The sequence below is a fragment of the Streptomyces sp. SAS_281 genome (assembly GCF_052542855.1).
The window spans coordinates 27,664-46,201 of sequence record NZ_JBMNDO010000063.1 but is presented as its reverse complement, the minus strand read 5'-3'; the positions used below and the strand labels follow the sequence as shown (position 1 = coordinate 46,201).

The following is an 18,538-nucleotide window of genomic DNA, read 5'->3' as shown; positions in this document are numbered from 1 at the left end:
CAGCGACGGCGCCCACCAGAACAAGATGATCAACATCGTCATCGGCGGCCAGTACTACGACAAGGTCTGATTGCTCTGACCACAGGTGCGGACGCGGCCCTTCGGCAGGGGCCCGTTGCCGTCACCGTAAGCCGTCCCGAGTGCATGCCGTACGACACGGCCCGCCCGGGCTTGCACCCCACGGCCACGATGCCGTCCCAGGTGCCAGGCGGCCGAAGTGCTGCTGCCCTGACGGGGCGCCCTCCAGTGCGGCAGTCGGGGCTCAGTAGCGGCAGTTCATCGCGGCACGCACCTCCGCAAGGGTGCTGTCGGCGACGGCGTTGGCCCGTTCGTTGCCCTCGCGCAGGATCGTTCGGAGGTAGGCGCGGTCGTTCGCGTAGGCGTTTCGGCGGGTCCGGATGGGGGCCAGGTACTCGTTGACCGCCTCGGTCACCGTCTTCTTCAGCGCGGCAGATCCTGCGGAGCCGATGTCGGACGCGACTTGCTCGGGCGTCCGGTTCTGGCACAGGGCGGCCAGGAGCAGGAGGGAGGAGACTTCCGGTCGGCCGACCGGGTCGTAAGCGATGTGGCGTTCGGAGTCGGTTCTGGCTCCCTTGATCAGGCGCGCGGTCTCGTCGGCGTCGGCAGCCAGGGCGATGGCGTTGCCGCGGCTCTTGCTCATCTTGCCGCCGTCCGTGCCGAGCAGGAGCGGAGCATTCGAAAGGAGAGCTTCGGGCCGGGGGAAGATGGCGGAGCCGGCGCCGTAGCGGTCGTTGAAGCGTCGGGCGATGGTCCGGGTGAGTTCCAGGTGAGGGAGTTGATCCCTGCCGACCGGAACCAGGTTGGCCTTGCAGAAGAGGATGTCGGCGGCCTGGTGAGCGGGGTAGGTGAACATCAGGCCGCTTACGGCGGACTGCCGGGAGTGCGTGATCTCGTCCTTCACTGTGGGGTTGCGTTCGAGGTCGGCGACGGAGACCAGGCTGAGGAAGGGCAGCAGCAACTGGTTGAGGGCGGGAACGGCGCTGTGCGTGAAGATCGTGCTGCGGGCCGGGTCCACACCGATGGCCAGGTGGTCCAGGACCAGTTCCTCGACGTGCCCGGTCAGGTTTTCCGCGATGTCGCGGTCGGTCAGAACCTGGTAGTCCGCGATGATCACGTACAACTCCACGCCGAGGTTCTGCAGACGCACCCGATTGTGCAGCGTGCCGAAATAGTGGCCCAGGTGCAGACGCCCGGTGGGCCGGTCCCCGGTCAGCACCCGGAAGCGGCCGGGATCCTTGGTGATCAGCTCTTCGAGCTCCGTGCTGCGCTGCTGAGCTTGGGACAGCCCGAGCGGGTCGGCGGAAGCCGAGGAGGGGGTCTTGAGGGATGCGGTCAGGGGGGTTGTGTTCATCGGTGTCTCCTGGCGGGTCGGGTGTCGCCGTCGGGACGGCAGGCCCTGAGCCAAGGGGACACAACAACGGGCCGTCCGTCCGAACGGCCCGTCTGCATGCGTGAGAAGTGGCCGCTCCTACGAGGAGCGCCACCAGCTCAGACATGACGAAAGATGCATGCATGCACTGTACCGGGCGCCATGGGGGCAAGGGGAGAAGCGATCGGCAACGAGTCGCGGACGCGACTCCTGGTCCTTGCGCCGGAGGCAGTGATGAACGGCGCCCCAGCCCCCGAACAAGGTCACAGCAGATGTGCCGGCCTCGACGGGACACCTCCCGGACGCAAGCCGCACCCCTGCCTCGTCACCGCTGAGCAGTGCTTGCGCCGACCGCTTCGCGGCCTCTTACCAGCCGCCGCAGAACGGGCCCGTGCCGCCCTCCACGCGCTGCGCAGCGCAATCGACAGCCCGCCCCGAATGGTCCGCCTCGATGCCGTCACGCCCGCTCGGCGGCCCGTCTTCCGCAACGTCCCCGGCGGCCTCCCCGCTCCCGGGGCCCTGACCGAGTTACGCGCCCCGGCGGACGACGGCTTTCCGCTGCGCGGCCGGCTCGCCCTGCCCGCAGGCGCCTCGTCCGAGCAGCCGGCGCCCTTGGTGATCGTCCCACCTGTGTCGGCCGGCAAGGGTGACATGCCCCCGTGCGGTCGTAGGGCCCTCGACAGTTCAGGGAGCGCCGAATGGTTGGGCGGGTAGCGTGCCGAATCCTGCGCGGGAGGTGCCCGCGGTGGTACATGCAGCGGAGGCGATCCGATGTCCGAGCCAGACCTGAAGCAGCAGCTCGCCGAGCGGTTCCGTGAGGTCAACGGCGATCACCCGATGACCGGCGCCGATGATCTTTATGTCAGCGCACAGTTCCTCACCCTGGAGGAACTGTGCGCTGTCCGTGGCCGCGATGTCGACGCGGTCCGGCGGCTGATGCTGGGACGACGTCTGCCGCTTCCCGGGTATCTGCGCTCCGACGGTGCCGAGATGGTGCCGGCCGATCTGTTCGCTCTCGCCGACGCAGCCGGTGGCGTAGAGCTGCTCGATGCCTGGTTCACCGCTCACTGGGCCGACCCGGTCACCGGGAAGGCGGAGTGGGACGCGTATCTCAGCGGACAGTACGTGTGCCTGCACTCGGTGACACCGTCCGCCATTCAGCGCAAGGAGTGCCTGACGACCGCGATCAGTAGCGCGGAGGACGAGGCGGATGCGGGTTCAGCCCAGTGGTTGGAGCGGCTGCACCGACTGGTCGACGAACTCGACACGTTGGAGCCGGCGTTCACGGCCTATGACCGTCTTCGCTTCGGCGGCCCGACGTCCCGGGACACCTGCATCGACGCCACGCGCGCCCGCTTCCCGCGCCCGTGCCCGGGAGCCAGGGGCAGCCGTCCCCGCGATCCCCTCGGTCAGGACCCCGCCTGATCGGGCGGGGACTGCTGCCACTCCCCCGTGACCGGGCCGTCCCGCGTCGGGGCCGGGCGGCTTCGAGGGCCGTGCGGTTCGTCGGGCTCTCGCGCCTCGTGGGCGGCGGGAGGCCCGCTCAGCCGCCGCTCAGGTGTTCTTCAGCGTCGTGGGCTTCGACATCCGGGTTCACGGAACCTGGCACGCGGTCATCCATCCGGATGTGCCGCGTATCCCCAACATCGGATTCATGGTGACGCTCTCAACGATGTCGGCACGGCGATGATCGAGGACTTCCTCGGCGATCGGGGACCGGGCGTCCCGGCCCGCTACCGCCGGCTGACCCGGGCGCGAGCGTGCGGATCGGCTGAGCGCCCAGCGTCGGCGACGGCCCGGAATTCGCGCTCCCCGGGAACTCGCAGGCCGTCGCAGGCCACCTCAACCGCATCACTCAAGCGCCAGGTGCTCGGCCGAGCCGTCTTGTCACCTGTGCGAAGACGAGTCCTGCCGGCCTGGTGTGTCCGTCGGACAACCTCCGGACCGGGCCGGCAGCCCTCCCCTGATCACACTGCGGGTCGACGCAGCACGTCAGTGGGCTCCCAACCGCTCTTCCAAAGGGGTTCCAGCCCACGCTCATTGATGAACTGCCGCTCCGCCTCGTGGATGGGGTACATCCCTTGGATGTTGATCACGTCGTGCCCCTCGTGTCCTGGGGGGCCCACGTCGATTCCCAGGTAGTCGTCTCTGTCGAGGACCGACGGCGCGAACACGCAGAACGCCGTCATCTCCGATTCGGGCACAATTCGCTCGCCGAAGTCGATGGTGCTGCCGTAGCCGAACGGGCAGACGCCACGAAGGTGCTCGGCGAGGAAACCCACCGCGTGGGACCAGATGACGTTCGTCGAGTTCACGCTGAGGCAGAGTTCGGGCGAACCGTGCTGCCAGTCCGGATGTTCCGCCAGCGACAGGCCGTATGTGAGTGCTGTGAGCAGCCCGTCCGGCAGGTCGTCGTACACGATCTCCGTCACGCCCCGCAGCCCCTGCTTGGTCGACTCGACCGGGAAGAACCGCGGCTCCCTTCCGCCGGAGAGTCGATCGAGATGGGCGAGGTACTTCTCCACGCGACTGGCCACGGAGCCAGCATGCACGATTGCTCACGGACGCATGCTCTGGGGTCAGCCCCGAGGGCGCTCCACGGCTTCGAGGCCGAAGGGGACAAGCTATCCTCCGCGCATGCGCGAACAGTTCACCGGCTGGCCGGTGCAGGCCATGGACGTCTTGTTGCGGCTCCAGGGTGAACCGGCGAAGGAGACCCGGGAGCGTTGCCGGGCGGACCGTGAGCGTCTGGTCCGGCAGCCGATGATCGCGCTGCTCAACGAGGTCGCGGACGCCGATCCCCGATACGACGACTTCTCCGTCTGGCACTACCGCACCGGCTCCTGGTGGTGGCAGCACCAGAGCGCGGTGATCCGGCTCGGCCGCAAGGTCGAGATCGGTCTCCGGTTCTCCCTGGACGGTCTGTGGCTCCAGGCTGCCTGGTGGTATCCCGATCCCGGCCAGGTCGACGCGTTCCGCACGGCAGTGGCCTCCGAAGGCAGCGGCCGCGAGCTGTCGGCCATCATCGAGGACGTACGGCACAAGGGCTACGACGTCTCAGGGGACTTGATGAAGCGGCCCCCGCGCGGCTTTCCGGCGGACCACCCCCGTGCCGGCCTGCTGCGTCACCGTTCGCTGATCGCCGCCCGTACGCTCGGCTGCGAGGAGTGGCTGCATACCCCCGAAGCTGTCGACCGGGTCCTCTCGGCAGCCACCGACCTGGACGCCCTGCTGATGTGGCTGGCCCGCCATGTCAACCGCACCGTCTGACATCGCTCACGAAGGTCGCGTCCCAGGCGCTGCAGGGTGATCTGCTCCCGGTCGCGGGCGGTGGCCGACGGTCATCGCCGGGTTCTCGCCGACCCGGCAGCGGCACCGGCCGGGTGACCCTGCTCCTGGCATCGCTGGGCCTGGCCGTCGAAGGGCTCGATGCCTCCCGGAAATGACCGCCCCACTGCACGCCAAGTCCGGCGGCAACGCGGTCCGGGTCACTGCCGGCGGCTTCTCGGCACCCCCGGAGCCGGCGGACACGGACGCTGCGCCCTCGTCCACGCGGGCCTGGACGACGGCCACATGCGTCACGTGCGTGTCCCGTTCCGCTACTGCACCCCCGGTGAACTCGGTCTGCTCGCCGAACTGGCCGGCCTGCGCCTCGTACGGCGTACCGGCGGGTGGTCGGGACGGCCACTGACCGACTCCGGCAGTCACCACGTCTCCGTGTACGAACGGCCCGCATGCCCCTCGACTCGAGTCCCCGACCACCCGGTATGCGGGAGGCGCGAAGCCGGCCGGCCCGGAACCTGGACCGACGACGCCGGATACCCGGGCCCCGCCCGCCCGGCGACGCTGCGGCCGGTCAGTCCTCGCCGGACGCGGTGGGCTGGAAGGCGATGGCGACGAGGTCGTCGCTCAGGGTGGCGGCCCACCGGGCGACGTCTTCCTCGATGAAGGCCACCAGTCCCGAGGGGGTCACCGCTCCGCCGCTGCTCGCGCAGTGGCTCTGGAGGCGTTCGCGCAGGGGGTAGAAGACACCCGCGCGATTACGGGCCTCGGTGATGCCGTCGGAGTAGGCGAGGAGGATCTCGCCGGGGTGCAGGGTGTGCGTGACGGTGTGCGGAGGCTCGGTCAGCAGGTCGCCCATGCCGAGCGGCAGGCTGTGGTCGCTCTCCACGGCACACGCCCTGCCGTCCCGGATGGTGAGCAAGGGCTGATGCCCCCGGTCGAGGATACGGACGGCACGGGCGTTGTCCGAGAACTCGAGCAGGACGGCCGTGGCGAAGACCTCGTCCGCCGGAGCCGTGGCCTGTCCGGCCGAGGAAGCCGGCCCGGTGTTCCGTATCGGGGCCAACGGCGGGTTGTCGCGGTCCAGTTGCAGGGCTACGTCGATGCGCTCGGCCACCTGGCTCAGTGACGGGTGGAGCAGCGCCGCTTCCTGGAAGGTGGAGATGACCGTGGCGACGGTCTGTGTCGCGGCGATGCCTTTGCCCTTGACGTCTCCGACGATCGCCCGCAGGCCGAAGGGGGTGGGGCGGACGCTGTAGAGGTCACCGCCGATGAGTGCCTCCTCGTCGGCCGCCCGGTAGAAGCCGGACAGGCGCAGCGGGCCGACTCGTTCGGGCAGTGGTCGCAGCAGGGCGAGTTGCACGGTTTCGGCGACGGTCTGGACTCGGCGGAAGCGGCTTTCCGTCCGTTGGCGTACCACGCACAGCCATGTGGACAGCGAGGTGATGGTGGCCAGGACGATGAGAGAGACGATGGTCAGGGGCCCGACGTAGTCGTCGATCATCTCGGTGACCGTGAGCAGCAGGCATCCGGCGGCGCCGACGGCGAGGACGCCGACCGGGGGGTAGGTGAACAGGGACAGCACCACCGAGGCCGACAGCATGGGGCCGAGGGGGTAGCGCGGCGGTGTGAGCTGATCGATCACCAGCGTGGCCACAATGAGTACGGGGGGACCCCAGCGCAGCCAACGAGGTGGCCACGGGTGCTGCTCGTCCCGCTGCCTGTGCTCCACGGCGGCCCGCCCCGCACCCACGCTGTCACCCTGTCTCTCTCGCCCTGCCGGTCACGGCCTCACCCCGCAGCCGGAGAAGGCCGAGCGAACCGTCCCCCGGGCCGGTGACTCCCGTCCGGGCATGAGCCGGTCGTCGGGCATGGGGCCCCAGGGGCGGAGTGGTCAAGTTCTCATGCGCCCCGCCCCGCAGCGGGGACGCCGGGGCGGCGAGTCGGAACCGAGTCGGAGCCGGCAGTTCGTCCACCCGGCTACCGGCCCCGGGCTGCCCCCACTCCCGGGGTCCCTCGGCGCAGCCCCGCAGCCTCCAGTACCGAGAGCCCGGCGAAGAGGACGACGGCGTGCGGGACGCCGACCGACATCTCGATGCCCATGAGTGCGTCCTCGCATCCTCACGACACCCTCGCGCAGCTCGCAGCCGTCTTCGGGATATCCGTCGGCACTGCCCACGCTCACGTCGTGGCCGTTGCCGGCCTGCTCGCCGCCCGAGCCGTCGAAGCCGTGACCCGGCCGCTGGAAGGGCCGGAGAGGGCCATCGTGGCGGTCGACGAAGTGGCACCGTGGCCCGGAGCTCCCCGGGCATCGCCGCGAGCATGGGCGCGGCCAGACCGTACGACGGGCTAGGTGTTTTGACCCGCAGGGCGGCACGATCCTCTCCACCCCGGCCCGGGTCGCGAAGCCGGCGCGCGAAGACTCCGGTCCCGCCGCGTGGTGGCCCGGGAAGCCGGTGAAGCGGACCGGCGTGCAACCGGCCTACTTGCCGGCGATCCTCCACGTGCTGTCGCCGTCCTCGGCGGTGCTGCCGAGGGCGGTCCAAGGGGCGTCGTCGAAGCCGAGGGCCGCGCGGAGATAGGCGGAGATCGCGTCGGCGAGGAAAGCGACGCGGGCGGGATCCTCGTCGGTGGTCTCGGCGACGCTTTCGCCGGCGATGCCGCCCATGGTGTGCTCCGCCTCACCGATGGTGAGAAGGCTCTTGGGCGCCGGGCTGAGGTGGTAGGCGTCGGTAAACCATTCCGGCCCCCGGGTGGAGAGCTGCGACTGGTCCCTCCCGCCTGCGACGACCAGAGCCGGGGTGGCCATGGTGGAGAAGTCCGGCCTCATGAACGGGAGATTCTCGGCGGCGAACGGAGTGAGGGTGTCGCCGGTTCCGGTCGCGGCGATCAGCACGCCGGCCGACACCGCGGGGTGGGAGAAGTCCTCCCCGGGAACGCCGTCGGCGTCGAGGACGCGGGCGCCGAGGACGGCGCCCGCGGTCTGGGCGCCCCAGGAGTGACCGACCACGGCGATGCGGTCACGGTCGACACGGGTGTCAAGGCCCGCCTGGGCCAGGATGTCGCCGAGGTGGTCCAGGACCGCGTGGAGATCGGCTATCCGAACGCGCCAGATGGTGGCGAAGCGCGGATCGTCCCAGCCGATGGCGTTACGGCGGGCGTCCAGGTGGGTGGGCTGCACCACGACGAAACCGGCGGCGGCCCACCGGTCGACGAGGGGCGCGTACCCGTCCAGGGACCACGCGTTGCCATGGGAGAAGACGATCACGGGAAGCTTCTGGCCCGACCAGGGGGCGGTGACCTTCACCTGGAGGTCGACGCCGCGGCCGGGCGCGGGGACGGGGATGGGCTTGACCGAGACGATCCGGCGGGCGGAGGGGCGGGAAGACATGGGAGACCTGTGCTTTCTCTGCGGCGCGGCTCTGCCATAATTTGACGGAGCGACGTTCCGCCAATTTAGCGGAACATTGTTCCGCGAGCAAAGGAGTCATCCGTGCCGGAGTCGGTCGGCGTACGTCAAGCACAGGCGCAGCGCACTCGCAACGGCGTGCTGGAGGCTGCTGCGGCGGTCTTCGTCGAGCAGGGCGTCCAGGCACCTGTTCGCGACATCGCCGAGCGCGCCGGCGTCGGTGTCGGCACCATCTACCGGAACTTCCCGACCCGCGCGGACCTCGTCACCGCCGTCTACCGGCACCAGATCGACGCGTGCGCCGCTCTCGCGCCCCGGCTCCTTGACGAGTCCTCCTCGCCGTTCACCGCGCTCACCCTGTGGACGGACGCGTTCGTGGACTTCCTGGTGACCAAGCACGGCCTCGGCGCGGCGCTGGGCTCAGGGGATCCGGGACTGGAAAACCTCCACGCCCTCATGCTCGACACCCTGGTCCCGGCCTGCGCGACGCTGCTGGACGCCTGCGCCACCGAAGGCGGGATGCGCCCCGGCGTCAGCGCCTACAGGCTGATGCGCGCCATCGGAAACCTCTGCATCACCGGCCCCGACTACGGCCAGTCCGACGCCAAGCACATGGTCGCCCTCCTCCTCGCCGGGTGCCGCGACACGGGATGACGTACCGACCGGCCCGTGCCGCCCGCACGCGTCCCGGCCCGCACACCACCCCGTCCCGCAGCACCCGCGTGTCCGGACCGGGCTCAGTTGTGTGCCGGATGACGGGCCGTGACCAGCCAGGAGCTGCTGCGCAGCCACACCCCGCGGTCCGTCTCGTGGCGCCGCAGGGCGGCCGTCAGTACCTGACGCGCCGCTGCCCGCGCGGGCGGGGTCACCTGGTCCAGCAGGTGGCGTCCGGGGCCGGAGTCCAGCAGGAACGCCGCGGCGTCCGCCGCGTCGGCGCCCCACTGCCCCGTCGCTTCGGTGCGCCGCACCTGCGCTTCCTCGAATCCGCCCCCGGCAAGTAGTGCGCGGACGCGGCCGGGATCGGCGAAGGAGAACATGCCGGGTCCGTCGGCCTTCCCGAACCCCCCGAGCGGAAGGATGTCCTTGAGCGAGGCCAGCGCGGCGAGCCATTCCTGAGCCTCTGCCTCGGCCGCACAGATGAACGCCAGCCGGCCGCCGGGCCGAAGCGCGCGGCGGAGGTTGGCGAAGGCGGCGACCGGGTCGGAGAAGAAGGTCATTCCGTACCGGCTGATGACCGCGTCGAACGCCCCGCCGTCCAGCGGGTGGATCTGTGCGTCGCCCTGCACGAAGGCCACGTTCGCGATCCCTTCGCGCACGGCGCTCTCACGGGCCCTGCCCAGCATCGGCCCCGACAGGTCCAGGCCGAGCACCCGGCCGCGTGCGGCGCGACGGGCGGCGAGGCGGGCGGTACGGCCCGCTCCGCAGCCCACATCCAGGACGGCGTCGGCTTCGGCGATGGCAGCGGCATCCAGCAGGGGCTGGTTGAAACCGTCGTTGACGGCGTCCCAGCGCTCCTGGCTGCGGGCCCACTGCGCGCCCTCGTACCCGTTCCACGCCTCGGCCTGCGCGGCATTGGCGAACTGTCCCATGGATGAGCTCCCTCCCGCTGGGCGCGACGATGCGCCCCCGACCCTAGAATGGGCAAGCGCCCAAACAGTATGGGCGAACGCCCATAGTTGCAACGGGCTGGAACGAAGGGGCTGTTGTGTCACCTCGTGGAGTCGCGATTCCGGATCTGCGCGAGCGGCTGTTCGCGGCCGCGGAACGGGTGGTGGCCCGCGACGGCGCCGCCTCCCTGACCAGTCGGGCGGTCACCGCGGAGGCGGGCTGTGCCAAGGGTGTGCTGCACACGCACTTCGCCGGCCTGGACGAGTTCGTCGCCGAGCTGGTCCTGGACCGGTTCGCCCGCAGCGCCCGCCAGGCGGAAGCGCTGCGGGCCAAGGCGGGCCGCGCCACGGTCGCGGAGAACCTCCAGGAGGTCATCCAGGCACTGATGGACTCCCTGCCGCCCGCGGTGGCGGGCCTGGCGATGACCCGTCCTGCGGCCGCGTCGCACACGCGCGACGGACTCCGGTCCGGCGCGCCCGCGTTCGAGGCGATCCAGCACGCCGTCACCGCGTACCTTCAGGCGGAGCAGCACATCGGTCGGGTCCCCGCCGGTAGCGACGCCGCCACCATCGCGCTCGCGCTCGTCGGAACGACCCACCACCTGCTGATGACCGGCGGCCCCGGACAGACCACGGACTCCGCGGCGACCACGCGGCGGCTGCTGGCCGTGCTCCTGTCCGGCTGAGGCCGGTCAGTCAGCCCGTACTCCTCCGAGCGCGGGGCGGCGGGTGGTGGTGAACAGCGCCGCGGCGAGGAGGACGGCTGCCACTCCGAGGAGGGCTACGGCGGTGGCGAGGCCGCCCGCCGGCCTCTTGGCCGCCAGGAGGATCAGGGGGCAGAGGAACTCGCCGAGGAAGAAGGCCGCGGTCCACAGGCCCATACCGCGCCCCCGGTCCGCGAACTGCAGGAGGGACATGGCCTTCGTGACCAGCGCAGGCAGCAACAGACCGGTACCGACGCAGTTGATGACGGCGCCGGCGATGAGGAGAGGGAGCCCGTCGGCGAGGCCCATCAGCACGAAGCCCGCGGCGCACAGCGCGAACAGAACGGGCAGGCGGTGGCGGCGATCCGGGGAGAGGCGGGTGAACAGGACGGAGCCGAGGACGGTGGCGGCGCTGGCCACCGCGGTGACGGCGCCGATGGTGGCGGTGGAGTCGGTTCCCAGGTCGTCGAGGAGGTAGGCCATCTCGACGGGGACGGTGTAGAACACAACGGCGCCGAAGACCGTGAGGAGGCAGATGCCGGCCATACGCCGGACAGGGAACGGGCGCCGCGGGAGCGATGCCTCCGCCTCTCTGCCGGGCGTCGGCGGAAGGGGCGCGGGAAGGGCGCGGGCCATGAGGGGCGCGACGAGCAGCCCGACGGCGTAGAGCCAGAAGGGGGCGCGCCAGTCGGCGGCCCCGAGGGCGCCGCCGAGTACGAAGAAGACGGTGGCCGAGGCGGATGCGCACATGGTTTGCAGGGCCAGGTAGCGGTCGCGGAGTTCACCGCTGTAGTAGTCGCCGATGAGGGTGGTGCAAGCGGTCATGATCGCCGCCTCGGCTATGCCCACGAGGACGCGGCTGATCAGGATGGCGTGGAGCGAGTCCAGCCACAGGGGGGCCGTTCCGAACAGTGCGTAGAGGGCGGTGGCGACGACGAGCAGGCGTTTGCGGCCGAGCCGGTCCACGATCATCCCGGCGAACGGGGCGAGCAGGGCGAGGGCGAGGGCGGGGACGGTGAGCACGACGGGGACCAGCGCTTCGCTTCCCGGCACGCTGTCGAAGTGGTCCTGCATACGGGGGAGCACAGGGGCGAGGAGCACCGCGCCGAGGACGGGCAGGCAGCTGCCGGCCATGAGCACGACGGCCGGAAGGCGCCCGGCGTGGGCGGTGCCGGGGGTGGCGGACGGCGGTGCGAGTGGGGCGGACATGAGAGCACTCCAAGGCAGCGGAGGGGCACTTCGTCAGGGACGATGCGCCCGGGACGGAGCGATTGTGCCTCGAATATGCGTGCTACAAGGGGGTACTGCCCATCTTCTGGATCACCAGCGACTGCGACGAGCCGCAATCAGCCGCGCGACCGGGGGTCGTTCGAGGTTCTGACCCTCACGAGTGCCGTTTGCAGCGGTAGCTGACAGCGCCTCAGTTGTGCGCCGCGGCCGTCCCGTGCGCTCCGTTGGGCCCTCGGTTCCCGTCGCCCGGAAGGCTCGTCGCTGCCGGGCGAGGTGGGACGAGGAGGTCCTGGGGACGTACCGCCCCGGACCGGCCGTCGGGGCTCTCCGCGCCGGGGATCGAGGGCCGGCTCGCCCCGGGTCTCGACGAGGGCGTTGCCGTCGGCAAGGGGGCGGGGGCGGCTGGAGCCTTATCGTTTCGCCATGGATCATCAGGGAGCGTTTCGTCGGGCAGCGCTTGAGTTGGGCATCCCGGACGACGAGATCAGCCGATTCCGGCAGCACCTCCGCCTGTCGATCGGCTTGTCCGTGGGCCGTGGTCCGGTGGTCGGACAGCTCGGTGGGGCGCCCGGACTGCCGGTGGGTATGGAGTGGCCGTCCGCCGGAAACATACCGTTGCCCCTGCTCCTCTCCGTCGATTGTGGAGCGCTGCCCGGAGTCGACGGTCTCGGCCTGCCGGTGGACGGGACGCTGCTCTTCTTCGTACACCAGGAGAGGGACTGCGAGGACAGTTCCGGCAGGTACGCGCGAGTCGTGTACGTGCCGCCCGGCACAGAGACCTCGGTCGCGGAAGCTCCCGGCTCCGCGTGTGTCCGCGAGAAGTCCGACGTGAGCGCCGAGCTCGAAGCCGAGCTGCCTCTGTGGCTCCAGGAGGGCGACGAGGACTGGCACGAGTTCTGGGAGGATCTCGATCGGGAGGACATGTCACCCTTCCAGCAGCAGTTGGCCGGGTACATGGAGCGTGATCTGCCGCACCTGGCCGAGCTCCGGGCTCTGGCACACGAACTCTGGCCGTCCGGCTCCGGCTTTGCCATCGGCGGGTATGTCGATGACGAGGTGATCACCAGCATCGCGGAGCAGACCCTCGCGGGTCGCGAGAAGGAAGGCGAGATCCCAGCCATCCCGATGGCGCAGTGGTATTCCCGTCTGGAGGAGGAGAAGCACCGATTGGCGAGCGAATGGGTGTCGCTCGCCGGTCAAGCCCGGGCCTACGAGGAGTACTGCACGAGTTTCGTGATCCGCCACGACGACCTGGCCGCCGCCCGGGTGGACAAGGCGCTGGCCCTCACCCGCTTCGAGACGCCGTGAACAGGACCGACGTGCCTCCATGACGGGAAGCGGCCGGTGAAACCCGAGCGTCGCTCCCGGTCCGAACGTCGACGCGCCTGTCGCCGCCGCCCCGTCGCGCGCTCAAGGCCACTCCCCCGCACGCGATCGCCTGCGCGGGGAGTGCCGGGAGTGACAGCGGGTACAGGAGTGCGCGGCACTGAGCCGATCGGTGCCGGTGCGGAAGAAAGGTTCTGTCATGTTGATGGCGCACCCCGCGGTACTGCGGGACCTGATCGAGAACTACGAGGCCCTCCTGACCGTGGGCGCCGCCGAAGCGGACAGCGCGGAGGTGCGGCAGCGCATGGACGACATCGCCTACACCCTGTGCGTGTGCACCGGTACCCGGGACATCGACGCGGCGCTGTTCGCCGCCCGGCACCAGTTGCCCGGCGCCCGGCCCCTGGACGACTCCGTCCTGGCGGGCAGCTGACCCGTCGGCCTGCCCCGCCGCACCGCCCGGTCACTACTGTTGAAGATTCCGGACCGGGCGGTGCTTCGCTGAAGCGCGGCGCCCCCGGTGCCGTTGCTGATCCGCACTGCGGCGAGCGCCGAGGGCCCGCGCCGACGACGGTGATGCGTTGGCCCATGCCGAGCGGGTACTCGTCGTCCGCCCGGTGCACAGCGTCATTCACCGTCCCGGCGGTCGGCCATGGGCGGGCGGAAGCAGGCGATCACCATCTTGCCGTCGTTGCAGGGGTGGGCCTCCCAGTCGTCGGCCAACGCCGCGACGAGGAACATGCCGCGGCCGCCCGGCCTGTCGGAGCTCGGCGGCTGCGGTGTGGGCAGTGTCGTCGAGGAGTCGTGTACGGCGACGTGCAGGCAACGCTCGTCCCAGGTCATCACCAGCTGCGCGCTGCTGCCGGCGTGCACATGTGCGTTGGTGACCAGCTCCGAGACGGTGATCAGCACGTCATCGATCACGTGGGCGGCGTCGCCGGCCCACGGCAGCGTCTCCAGGTGGCCGCGCGCCCACTCCCGCGCGACCTTGACCTCGCTGTGCAGAGGCAACGACCGCGCCCAGCCCACCGCGCGCAGTGATTCCCTCATGATGTTCCCTCCATCGGTTCGACGTCTGCCTCTCACGCCTACCCCCGACCGGGGCGCTGACGCGGCAGGAGCCGGTATGCCGGTCGCCCCTGGTCGGGGAGCGGACAAGTAGCGGGAGAGCGGCGACGCCGAAGGCGATGATCCGGGAGGTCAGACCGGCAGCAGGCCCGGGAACTGTCCGTGTCCCCTGTCCGGTGCCGTGACCGCCAGCCACCCGTGGCCACGTACGACCGTGTCGAACACGCCCACCAGGTCCAGGTCGACCGACAGCTCCCCACACGCCTCACGGACGCCGCCCGTGATGTCGTCGGGGTCCTCGTCGGGGTCCTCGTCCTCCTCTTCCAGGTCGTCGTCGCCCGCGTACTGCCGGACCATCCGGCCGTCCTCGGCCGCGAACCAGATGTCCGCGCCGCCGGCGTCGTCCACGAAGAAGAGCTGGGCCTTGCCGCACACGGCACTGACCCGCTCCACCGTCGCGGCCATGTCGTTCCAGTCGTCGTAGCCGACGAGCTGGCGGAACTGGCCGAACACCAGCCGCCAGCCGTCGAGTTCCGGCGTCACGAAGGCACGGCTGACGCCCCGGGACGGGTCCCCCGGGACCGGACTCGGTATCGCCTCGCACATCGCGGCCGCTACGCCCGCCTGGACCGTCACCGGGCGCGGATCATGCAGGCCCAGCGCTTCGAAGACACCCTCGTACGTTGCCCCGGGCACGGCCAGCCACCAGGCGCTGAGCTGCGTGTCCGGCACCGCGCGGACGCTGCCCGGGAGCTTCACCCGCACCAGGCGCTCCACCAGCGTGCGGTCGCGTTCGTCGAGCGCGTCCAGACCGCCGCCCTCGATCAGCAGCCCGAGCGCGCCGCGCCGGACCGGCCGGGACGCCGCCCGGTCCCGGCGCAGCTCCCGCAAGCGCGGCGCGAAGGCGTCCAGCATGGCGCGGGCGTACTCACCGGCCGGACCATAGAAATCGCCGCCCCGGCCGACCCTCTCCACCAGGGCCCGCAACCCGGCCTCGGAGTCCACGCGCAGCCTGAGCAGTCCCTCGAAACCACCGTCCGCCACCCAACGGTCGGGGTCGAGGGCCAGTGCCGCGTACTGCCCGGCACAGCGCTCATCGAAGACGCGGAGCAGCCGGGCCCTGAGCCATCCGTCCAGCTCCCCGTCGCGTTCCGCCGCGAGTACGGCGTCGAAGGCAGGCGGCCCGATGCGGCTCAGCACGTCACCGTACGCCGTGAGTTGCTGGGCCGAGTGGTGTGCGCCCACCCCGCCCAGCAACCCCGGTAGCGCAGGCTCGCCCCGAGCCGCCAACTGCTCGACCGCCGCGGCCACGCGTTCCGGGTCGCCGCTGTTCAGGTCGCCTATGAGCGCTGCGATGTCGGCCTCGATCTCCATGAAGGGATCCTAGTGACCTTGTACACGGCTCGCCGCGCCCGTCATTCGCCCGGTGTCAGGCAGAGGGTCAGAGATCTGGAACGGACGCAAGGTGAGATGGACGTCCCGGCCCTCCACGGCCGGCGCGGGCTCGTCCGTCAGTTCCCGTTCCAGCAGGTCCGTGATCTGTGCGGCGGCCAGGGGGAAGCCGGCCCTCAGCGTGGTCCGTGCGCGGCCACCCGCGGACTCGTAGAGGCGGACGACGACGCGGCCCGAGTGGTCGTCGGCGAGCTTGACGGTCTCGATGACGACGTCGGCCGCGGTCCCGCCGGTCAGCCTGACCAGGGGTTCGACGGGCGCGCCGCCGGGGACGGCGCGCTCGGGGAGGTTGAAGTGGTAGCCCTCGCGGACGGCGTCCCGCAGCCCGGCGCCGATGACCAGCCCATAGCGCAGGCGGTGTTCGCCCCGGTCGCAGTCGGGGTCCGGGAAGAGGGGGGCGCGCAGGAGCGAGAGCCGTACGGTCGTGGTGGTTCCGCCGTCGGGGCGCATGTCCCGCGTGACGTCGTGGCCGTAGCTGGAGTCGTTCACGAGGGCCGCGCCCCAGCCGGGTTCCTCGACGTGCAGGTAGCGGTGGGCGCAGATCTCGAAGCGGGCGCTGTCCCACGAGGTGTTGGTGTGGGTGGGGCGCCGCACGTGGCCGAAGGGGATCTCGGCGCTGGACTCCGCCGCCCGCAGGTCGAGCGGGAAGGCGGCCTTGAGGATCTTCTCGCACTCCTGCCAGTCGACGTCGGTCTCGACGTCGAGGCGGCGGCTGCCTTCGCCGAGGCGCAGTACCTGGGTGATGCGGGAGGAGTTGAAGCTCCGTACCACCCGGATGCCTCCGGGCACGGCGACGACCTCGTCCGCTTCGGTCAGGTCGCGGACGGTGTTGCGGTAGAAGGCGTCGACATCCCAGGCGTCCCACTGGTTCGGGAAGTCCTGGTGCAGTTGGAGGAGGTTTCCGACCGCGCCGGGAGCGAGTGCCTCGCGTCCGGCGGTCAGGTCGTAGGCGGAGGTGATCAGGCCGCGGGCGTCCACCGTGACGCGTACGAGGCCGTTGTCCAGGACGAATCCGCCGGCTCCGGCGGCTCCGGGTTCGACCGGACGCGCGGCCCGCTCCCGGGGAGAGGCCCCGAGCGCGGGGATGCCGTCCCGGGTGTGCGGTGCGGCGTTGAACACGGTTTCGCCGGCCGCCGCCTCCATGCCGGATGCCGCGAGGCTGCGTTGCGCGGAGTCGATGACCTCGCCGAGCTCCCGGGCGGTTTCGGCGTAGACCGCCTCGGCCTCCCGGTGCACCCAGGCGATCGAGGTGCCGGGCAGGATGTCGTGGAACTGATGGAGCAGTACCGTCTTCCACACCCGGTCGAGCAGTTCGTACGGGTAGGGCAGGCCGGTCCGCAGTGCCGCTGTCGCGGACCACAACTCGGCTTCCCTGAGCAGGTGTTCGCTGCGCCGGTTGCCCTGCTTGGTGGCGAGTTGGCTGGTGAGGGTGCCGCGGTGCAGTTCCAGGTACAGCTCGCCGGACCATACGGGGGCGTCGGCGTACTCCGCCTGCGCCTTGGTGAAGAACTCCCCGGGGCCCTCCACCTCGATACGGGCCGAACCCTCCAGGTTCTCCAGCCTGCGGGCGCGGGCCAGCATCTCGCGGGTGGGGCCGCCGCCCCCGTCCCCGTAGCCGAAGGGGACAAGGGAGCGGTTGGCCGGCCCCTTGTCGCGGAAGTTCCGCTCGGTGTGTCCTATGTCGGCGCCGGAGAGGTCTCCGTTGTAGCTGTCGACAGGCGGGAAGTGGCTGAAGATGCGGGTGCCGTCGATGCCCTCCCACCAGAAGGTGTGGTGCGGGAAGGAGTTGGTCGCGTTCCAGGAGATCTTCTGGGTGAGGAACCACTTGATGCCGGCCAGCTTCATGAGCTGGGGCAGGGCCGCGTTGTACCCGAAGGTGTCGGGCAGCCACATGTCCTCGGTCTCGACCCCGAACTCCTCCAGGTAGAAGCGCTTTCCGTGGACGAACTGGCGTACCAGGGACTCGCCGCCGGAGAGGTTGGTGTCGGGTTCGATCCAGAGGCTGCCGGTGGGGATGAACTGCCCCGTGCCCACCTTCTCCACGACGCGGGCGAACACCTCGGGCCGCTGCTCCTTGAGCCAGGCGAGCTGCTGGGCCTGGGACATGACGAAGCGGAACCCGGGGTGGTCGTCCATCAGGGCGGTGACGTTCGATACGGTCCTGGCCGCCTTGCGGACGGTTTCCCGTACGGGCCAGAGCCAGGCGGTGTCGATGTGCGCGTGTCCCACGGCGGAGACGCGGTGCGCCCCCGCGTGCGCGGGTGAGGCGAGCGCGGGTGCGAGTACGTCACGCGCTCGCGCCGCGGTCCCGCCGATGTCCTGGAGATCGATCGTGTCCAGTGCGCGGTCCACGGCGTGCACCAGCTGCCAGCGCCGGGTGGAGTCCTCGGGCAGCTGGTGCATCAGCCCGGACAGGACGTCCAGGTCCTGTACGAGTTCCCAGACGGTGGGGTCGAAGACGGCGAGGTCCATCCGGTTCAGGCGGTAGAGCGGCGTCTCCGGTGCGGTTTCGCCGCTCAGCCAGGGGGGAAGCCCGCCGGCCGGGGTGGGGACGAAGGGGTCGCCGCCGCTTCCCGAATCGAAGATGACCGGGTTGGCCGCTGCCTCGATGTGGTAGACGAACCGCTCTCCTCCCTCGGCGCGTTCGGTGATCGGCAGCCAGGCGTTGCGGGGGTTGAGCGCCTTGACCGGGCTGCCGTCGGGCCGGTACACGAGCCCTTCGGCGGAGAAGCCGGGCTGGGTCGCGCCGAAGCCGAGGTCCAGGACCGCTTCGACGCGCCGCCCGGCCCATCCGGCGGGGACGGTGCCGCTGATCCGGAACCAGGTGGTGGACCAGGCGGGACCCCACGGTGCGCCAGTGCGGACCGGTTCGTAGGGCGCGTCGATCCCCTCGGACACGGGTACGGGCTCGCCGGGAACCTTCCACATGGCGATGTCGAGGGGGAGGCTCTCGCCGTACACGGCGGGCCTCAGGCGCAGGTCGAGTACGCGGGCCACTCGGCGTTCGGTGACGGTGCGGTCGTGGTGCATGGGTGCTCCGGGGGAATGTGCGGGGGCAGAAGGGCAGACC

General features: G+C 70.7%; 16 protein-coding genes and 1 pseudogene. 7 read left to right on the top strand and 10 right to left on the bottom strand.

Features of this window, described 5'->3' with window-relative positions:
• Positions 1-262 precede the first annotated feature (262 nt).
• Complete coding sequence (trpS, locus tag ACN6LM_RS23025; protein ID WP_445067273.1) at positions 263-1,372, bottom strand: tryptophan--tRNA ligase; 1,110 nt, start codon at positions 1,370-1,372, stop codon at positions 263-265.
• Between the two features lie 789 nt (positions 1,373-2,161).
• Between trpS and ACN6LM_RS23020 the strand changes: the two genes are divergently transcribed.
• A complete protein-coding gene (locus ACN6LM_RS23020; RefSeq protein ID WP_445067272.1) occupies positions 2,162-2,815 on the top strand; it encodes a DUF6058 family natural product biosynthesis protein in 654 nt (217 codons plus the stop codon).
• Positions 2,816-3,357: 542 nt separating this feature from the next.
• On the opposite strand, the gene ACN6LM_RS23015 is transcribed toward ACN6LM_RS23020, so the two are convergent.
• Complete coding sequence (locus ACN6LM_RS23015; protein ID WP_445067271.1) at positions 3,358-3,927, bottom strand: suppressor of fused domain protein; 570 nt, start codon at positions 3,925-3,927, stop codon at positions 3,358-3,360.
• Positions 3,928-4,027: 100 nt separating this feature from the next.
• Here ACN6LM_RS23015 and ACN6LM_RS23010 point away from each other — a divergent pair, with 100 nt between their 5' ends.
• On the top strand, positions 4,028-4,660 hold the full coding sequence (locus tag ACN6LM_RS23010; protein WP_445067270.1) for a DUF2461 family protein: 633 nt from the start codon (positions 4,028-4,030) through the stop codon (positions 4,658-4,660).
• Between the two features lie 586 nt (positions 4,661-5,246).
• Here the strand turns inward: ACN6LM_RS23010 and ACN6LM_RS23005 are convergent.
• Positions 5,247-6,329, bottom strand: a complete 1,083-nt coding sequence (locus ACN6LM_RS23005) for a PP2C family protein-serine/threonine phosphatase (protein ID WP_445067269.1) — start codon at positions 6,327-6,329, stop codon at positions 5,247-5,249.
• 323 nt (positions 6,330-6,652) lie between these two features.
• The gene (locus ACN6LM_RS23000) at positions 6,653-6,775 is read right to left on the bottom strand and encodes a hypothetical protein (protein ID WP_445067268.1); all 123 of its coding nucleotides are present in this window, start codon (positions 6,773-6,775) and stop codon (positions 6,653-6,655) included.
• A 19-nt stretch (positions 6,776-6,794) separates the two neighbouring features.
• Here ACN6LM_RS23000 and ACN6LM_RS22995 point away from each other — a divergent pair.
• Positions 6,795-6,893, top strand: a pseudogene (locus tag ACN6LM_RS22995) (helix-turn-helix domain-containing protein); the annotation flags it as partial.
• Positions 6,894-7,154: 261 nt separating this feature from the next.
• On the opposite strand, the gene ACN6LM_RS22990 reads toward ACN6LM_RS22995, so the two are convergent.
• Positions 7,155-8,063, bottom strand: a complete 909-nt coding sequence (locus ACN6LM_RS22990) for an alpha/beta hydrolase family protein (RefSeq protein ID WP_445067267.1) — start codon at positions 8,061-8,063, stop codon at positions 7,155-7,157.
• 102 nt (positions 8,064-8,165) lie between these two features.
• On the opposite strand from ACN6LM_RS22990, the gene ACN6LM_RS22985 reads away from it, so the two are divergent.
• On the top strand, positions 8,166-8,735 hold the full coding sequence (locus ACN6LM_RS22985; RefSeq protein WP_445067266.1) for a TetR/AcrR family transcriptional regulator: 570 nt from the start codon (positions 8,166-8,168) through the stop codon (positions 8,733-8,735).
• Between the two features lie 83 nt (positions 8,736-8,818).
• Here ACN6LM_RS22985 and ACN6LM_RS22980 read toward each other — a convergent pair whose 3' ends face one another.
• On the bottom strand, positions 8,819-9,670 hold the full coding sequence (locus tag ACN6LM_RS22980; RefSeq protein WP_445067265.1) for a class I SAM-dependent methyltransferase: 852 nt from the start codon (positions 9,668-9,670) through the stop codon (positions 8,819-8,821).
• Positions 9,671-9,786: 116 nt separating this feature from the next.
• Here ACN6LM_RS22980 and ACN6LM_RS22975 point away from each other — a divergent pair, with 116 nt between their 5' ends.
• Positions 9,787-10,374: a TetR family transcriptional regulator gene (locus tag ACN6LM_RS22975; RefSeq protein WP_445067264.1), complete on the top strand. Its 588-nt coding sequence runs from the start codon at positions 9,787-9,789 to the stop codon at positions 10,372-10,374.
• Between the two features lie 6 nt (positions 10,375-10,380).
• Here ACN6LM_RS22975 and ACN6LM_RS22970 read toward each other — a convergent pair whose 3' ends face one another.
• Positions 10,381-11,601 carry an MFS transporter gene (locus ACN6LM_RS22970; protein WP_445067263.1) on the bottom strand — a complete coding sequence of 407 codons (1,221 nt, stop codon included), beginning with the start codon at positions 11,599-11,601 and terminating at the stop codon, positions 10,381-10,383.
• Positions 11,602-12,045: 444 nt separating this feature from the next.
• Between ACN6LM_RS22970 and ACN6LM_RS22965 the strand changes: the two genes are divergently transcribed.
• Positions 12,046-12,930, top strand: a complete 885-nt coding sequence (locus tag ACN6LM_RS22965; RefSeq protein WP_445067262.1) for a DUF1963 domain-containing protein — start codon at positions 12,046-12,048, stop codon at positions 12,928-12,930.
• Between the two features lie 217 nt (positions 12,931-13,147).
• Positions 13,148-13,381, top strand: coding sequence for a DUF5133 domain-containing protein (locus ACN6LM_RS22960; protein WP_445067261.1), 234 nt, complete (start codon positions 13,148-13,150; stop codon positions 13,379-13,381).
• Between the two features lie 194 nt (positions 13,382-13,575).
• Here the strand turns inward: ACN6LM_RS22960 and ACN6LM_RS22955 are convergent, their stop codons facing one another.
• From ACN6LM_RS22955 to ACN6LM_RS22945, 3 genes are all read right to left on the bottom strand, one after another.
• Positions 13,576-13,998, bottom strand: coding sequence for an ATP-binding protein (locus ACN6LM_RS22955; RefSeq protein WP_445067260.1), 423 nt, complete (start codon positions 13,996-13,998; stop codon positions 13,576-13,578).
• A 150-nt stretch (positions 13,999-14,148) separates the two neighbouring features.
• Complete coding sequence (locus tag ACN6LM_RS22950) at positions 14,149-15,390, bottom strand: hypothetical protein (RefSeq protein WP_445067259.1); 1,242 nt, start codon at positions 15,388-15,390, stop codon at positions 14,149-14,151.
• A gap of 9 nt (positions 15,391-15,399) precedes the next feature.
• Positions 15,400-18,498 carry an alpha-mannosidase gene (locus ACN6LM_RS22945; RefSeq protein ID WP_445067258.1) on the bottom strand — a complete coding sequence of 1,033 codons (3,099 nt, stop codon included), beginning with the start codon at positions 18,496-18,498 and terminating at the stop codon, positions 15,400-15,402.
• Positions 18,499-18,538: the final 40 nt, after the last annotated feature.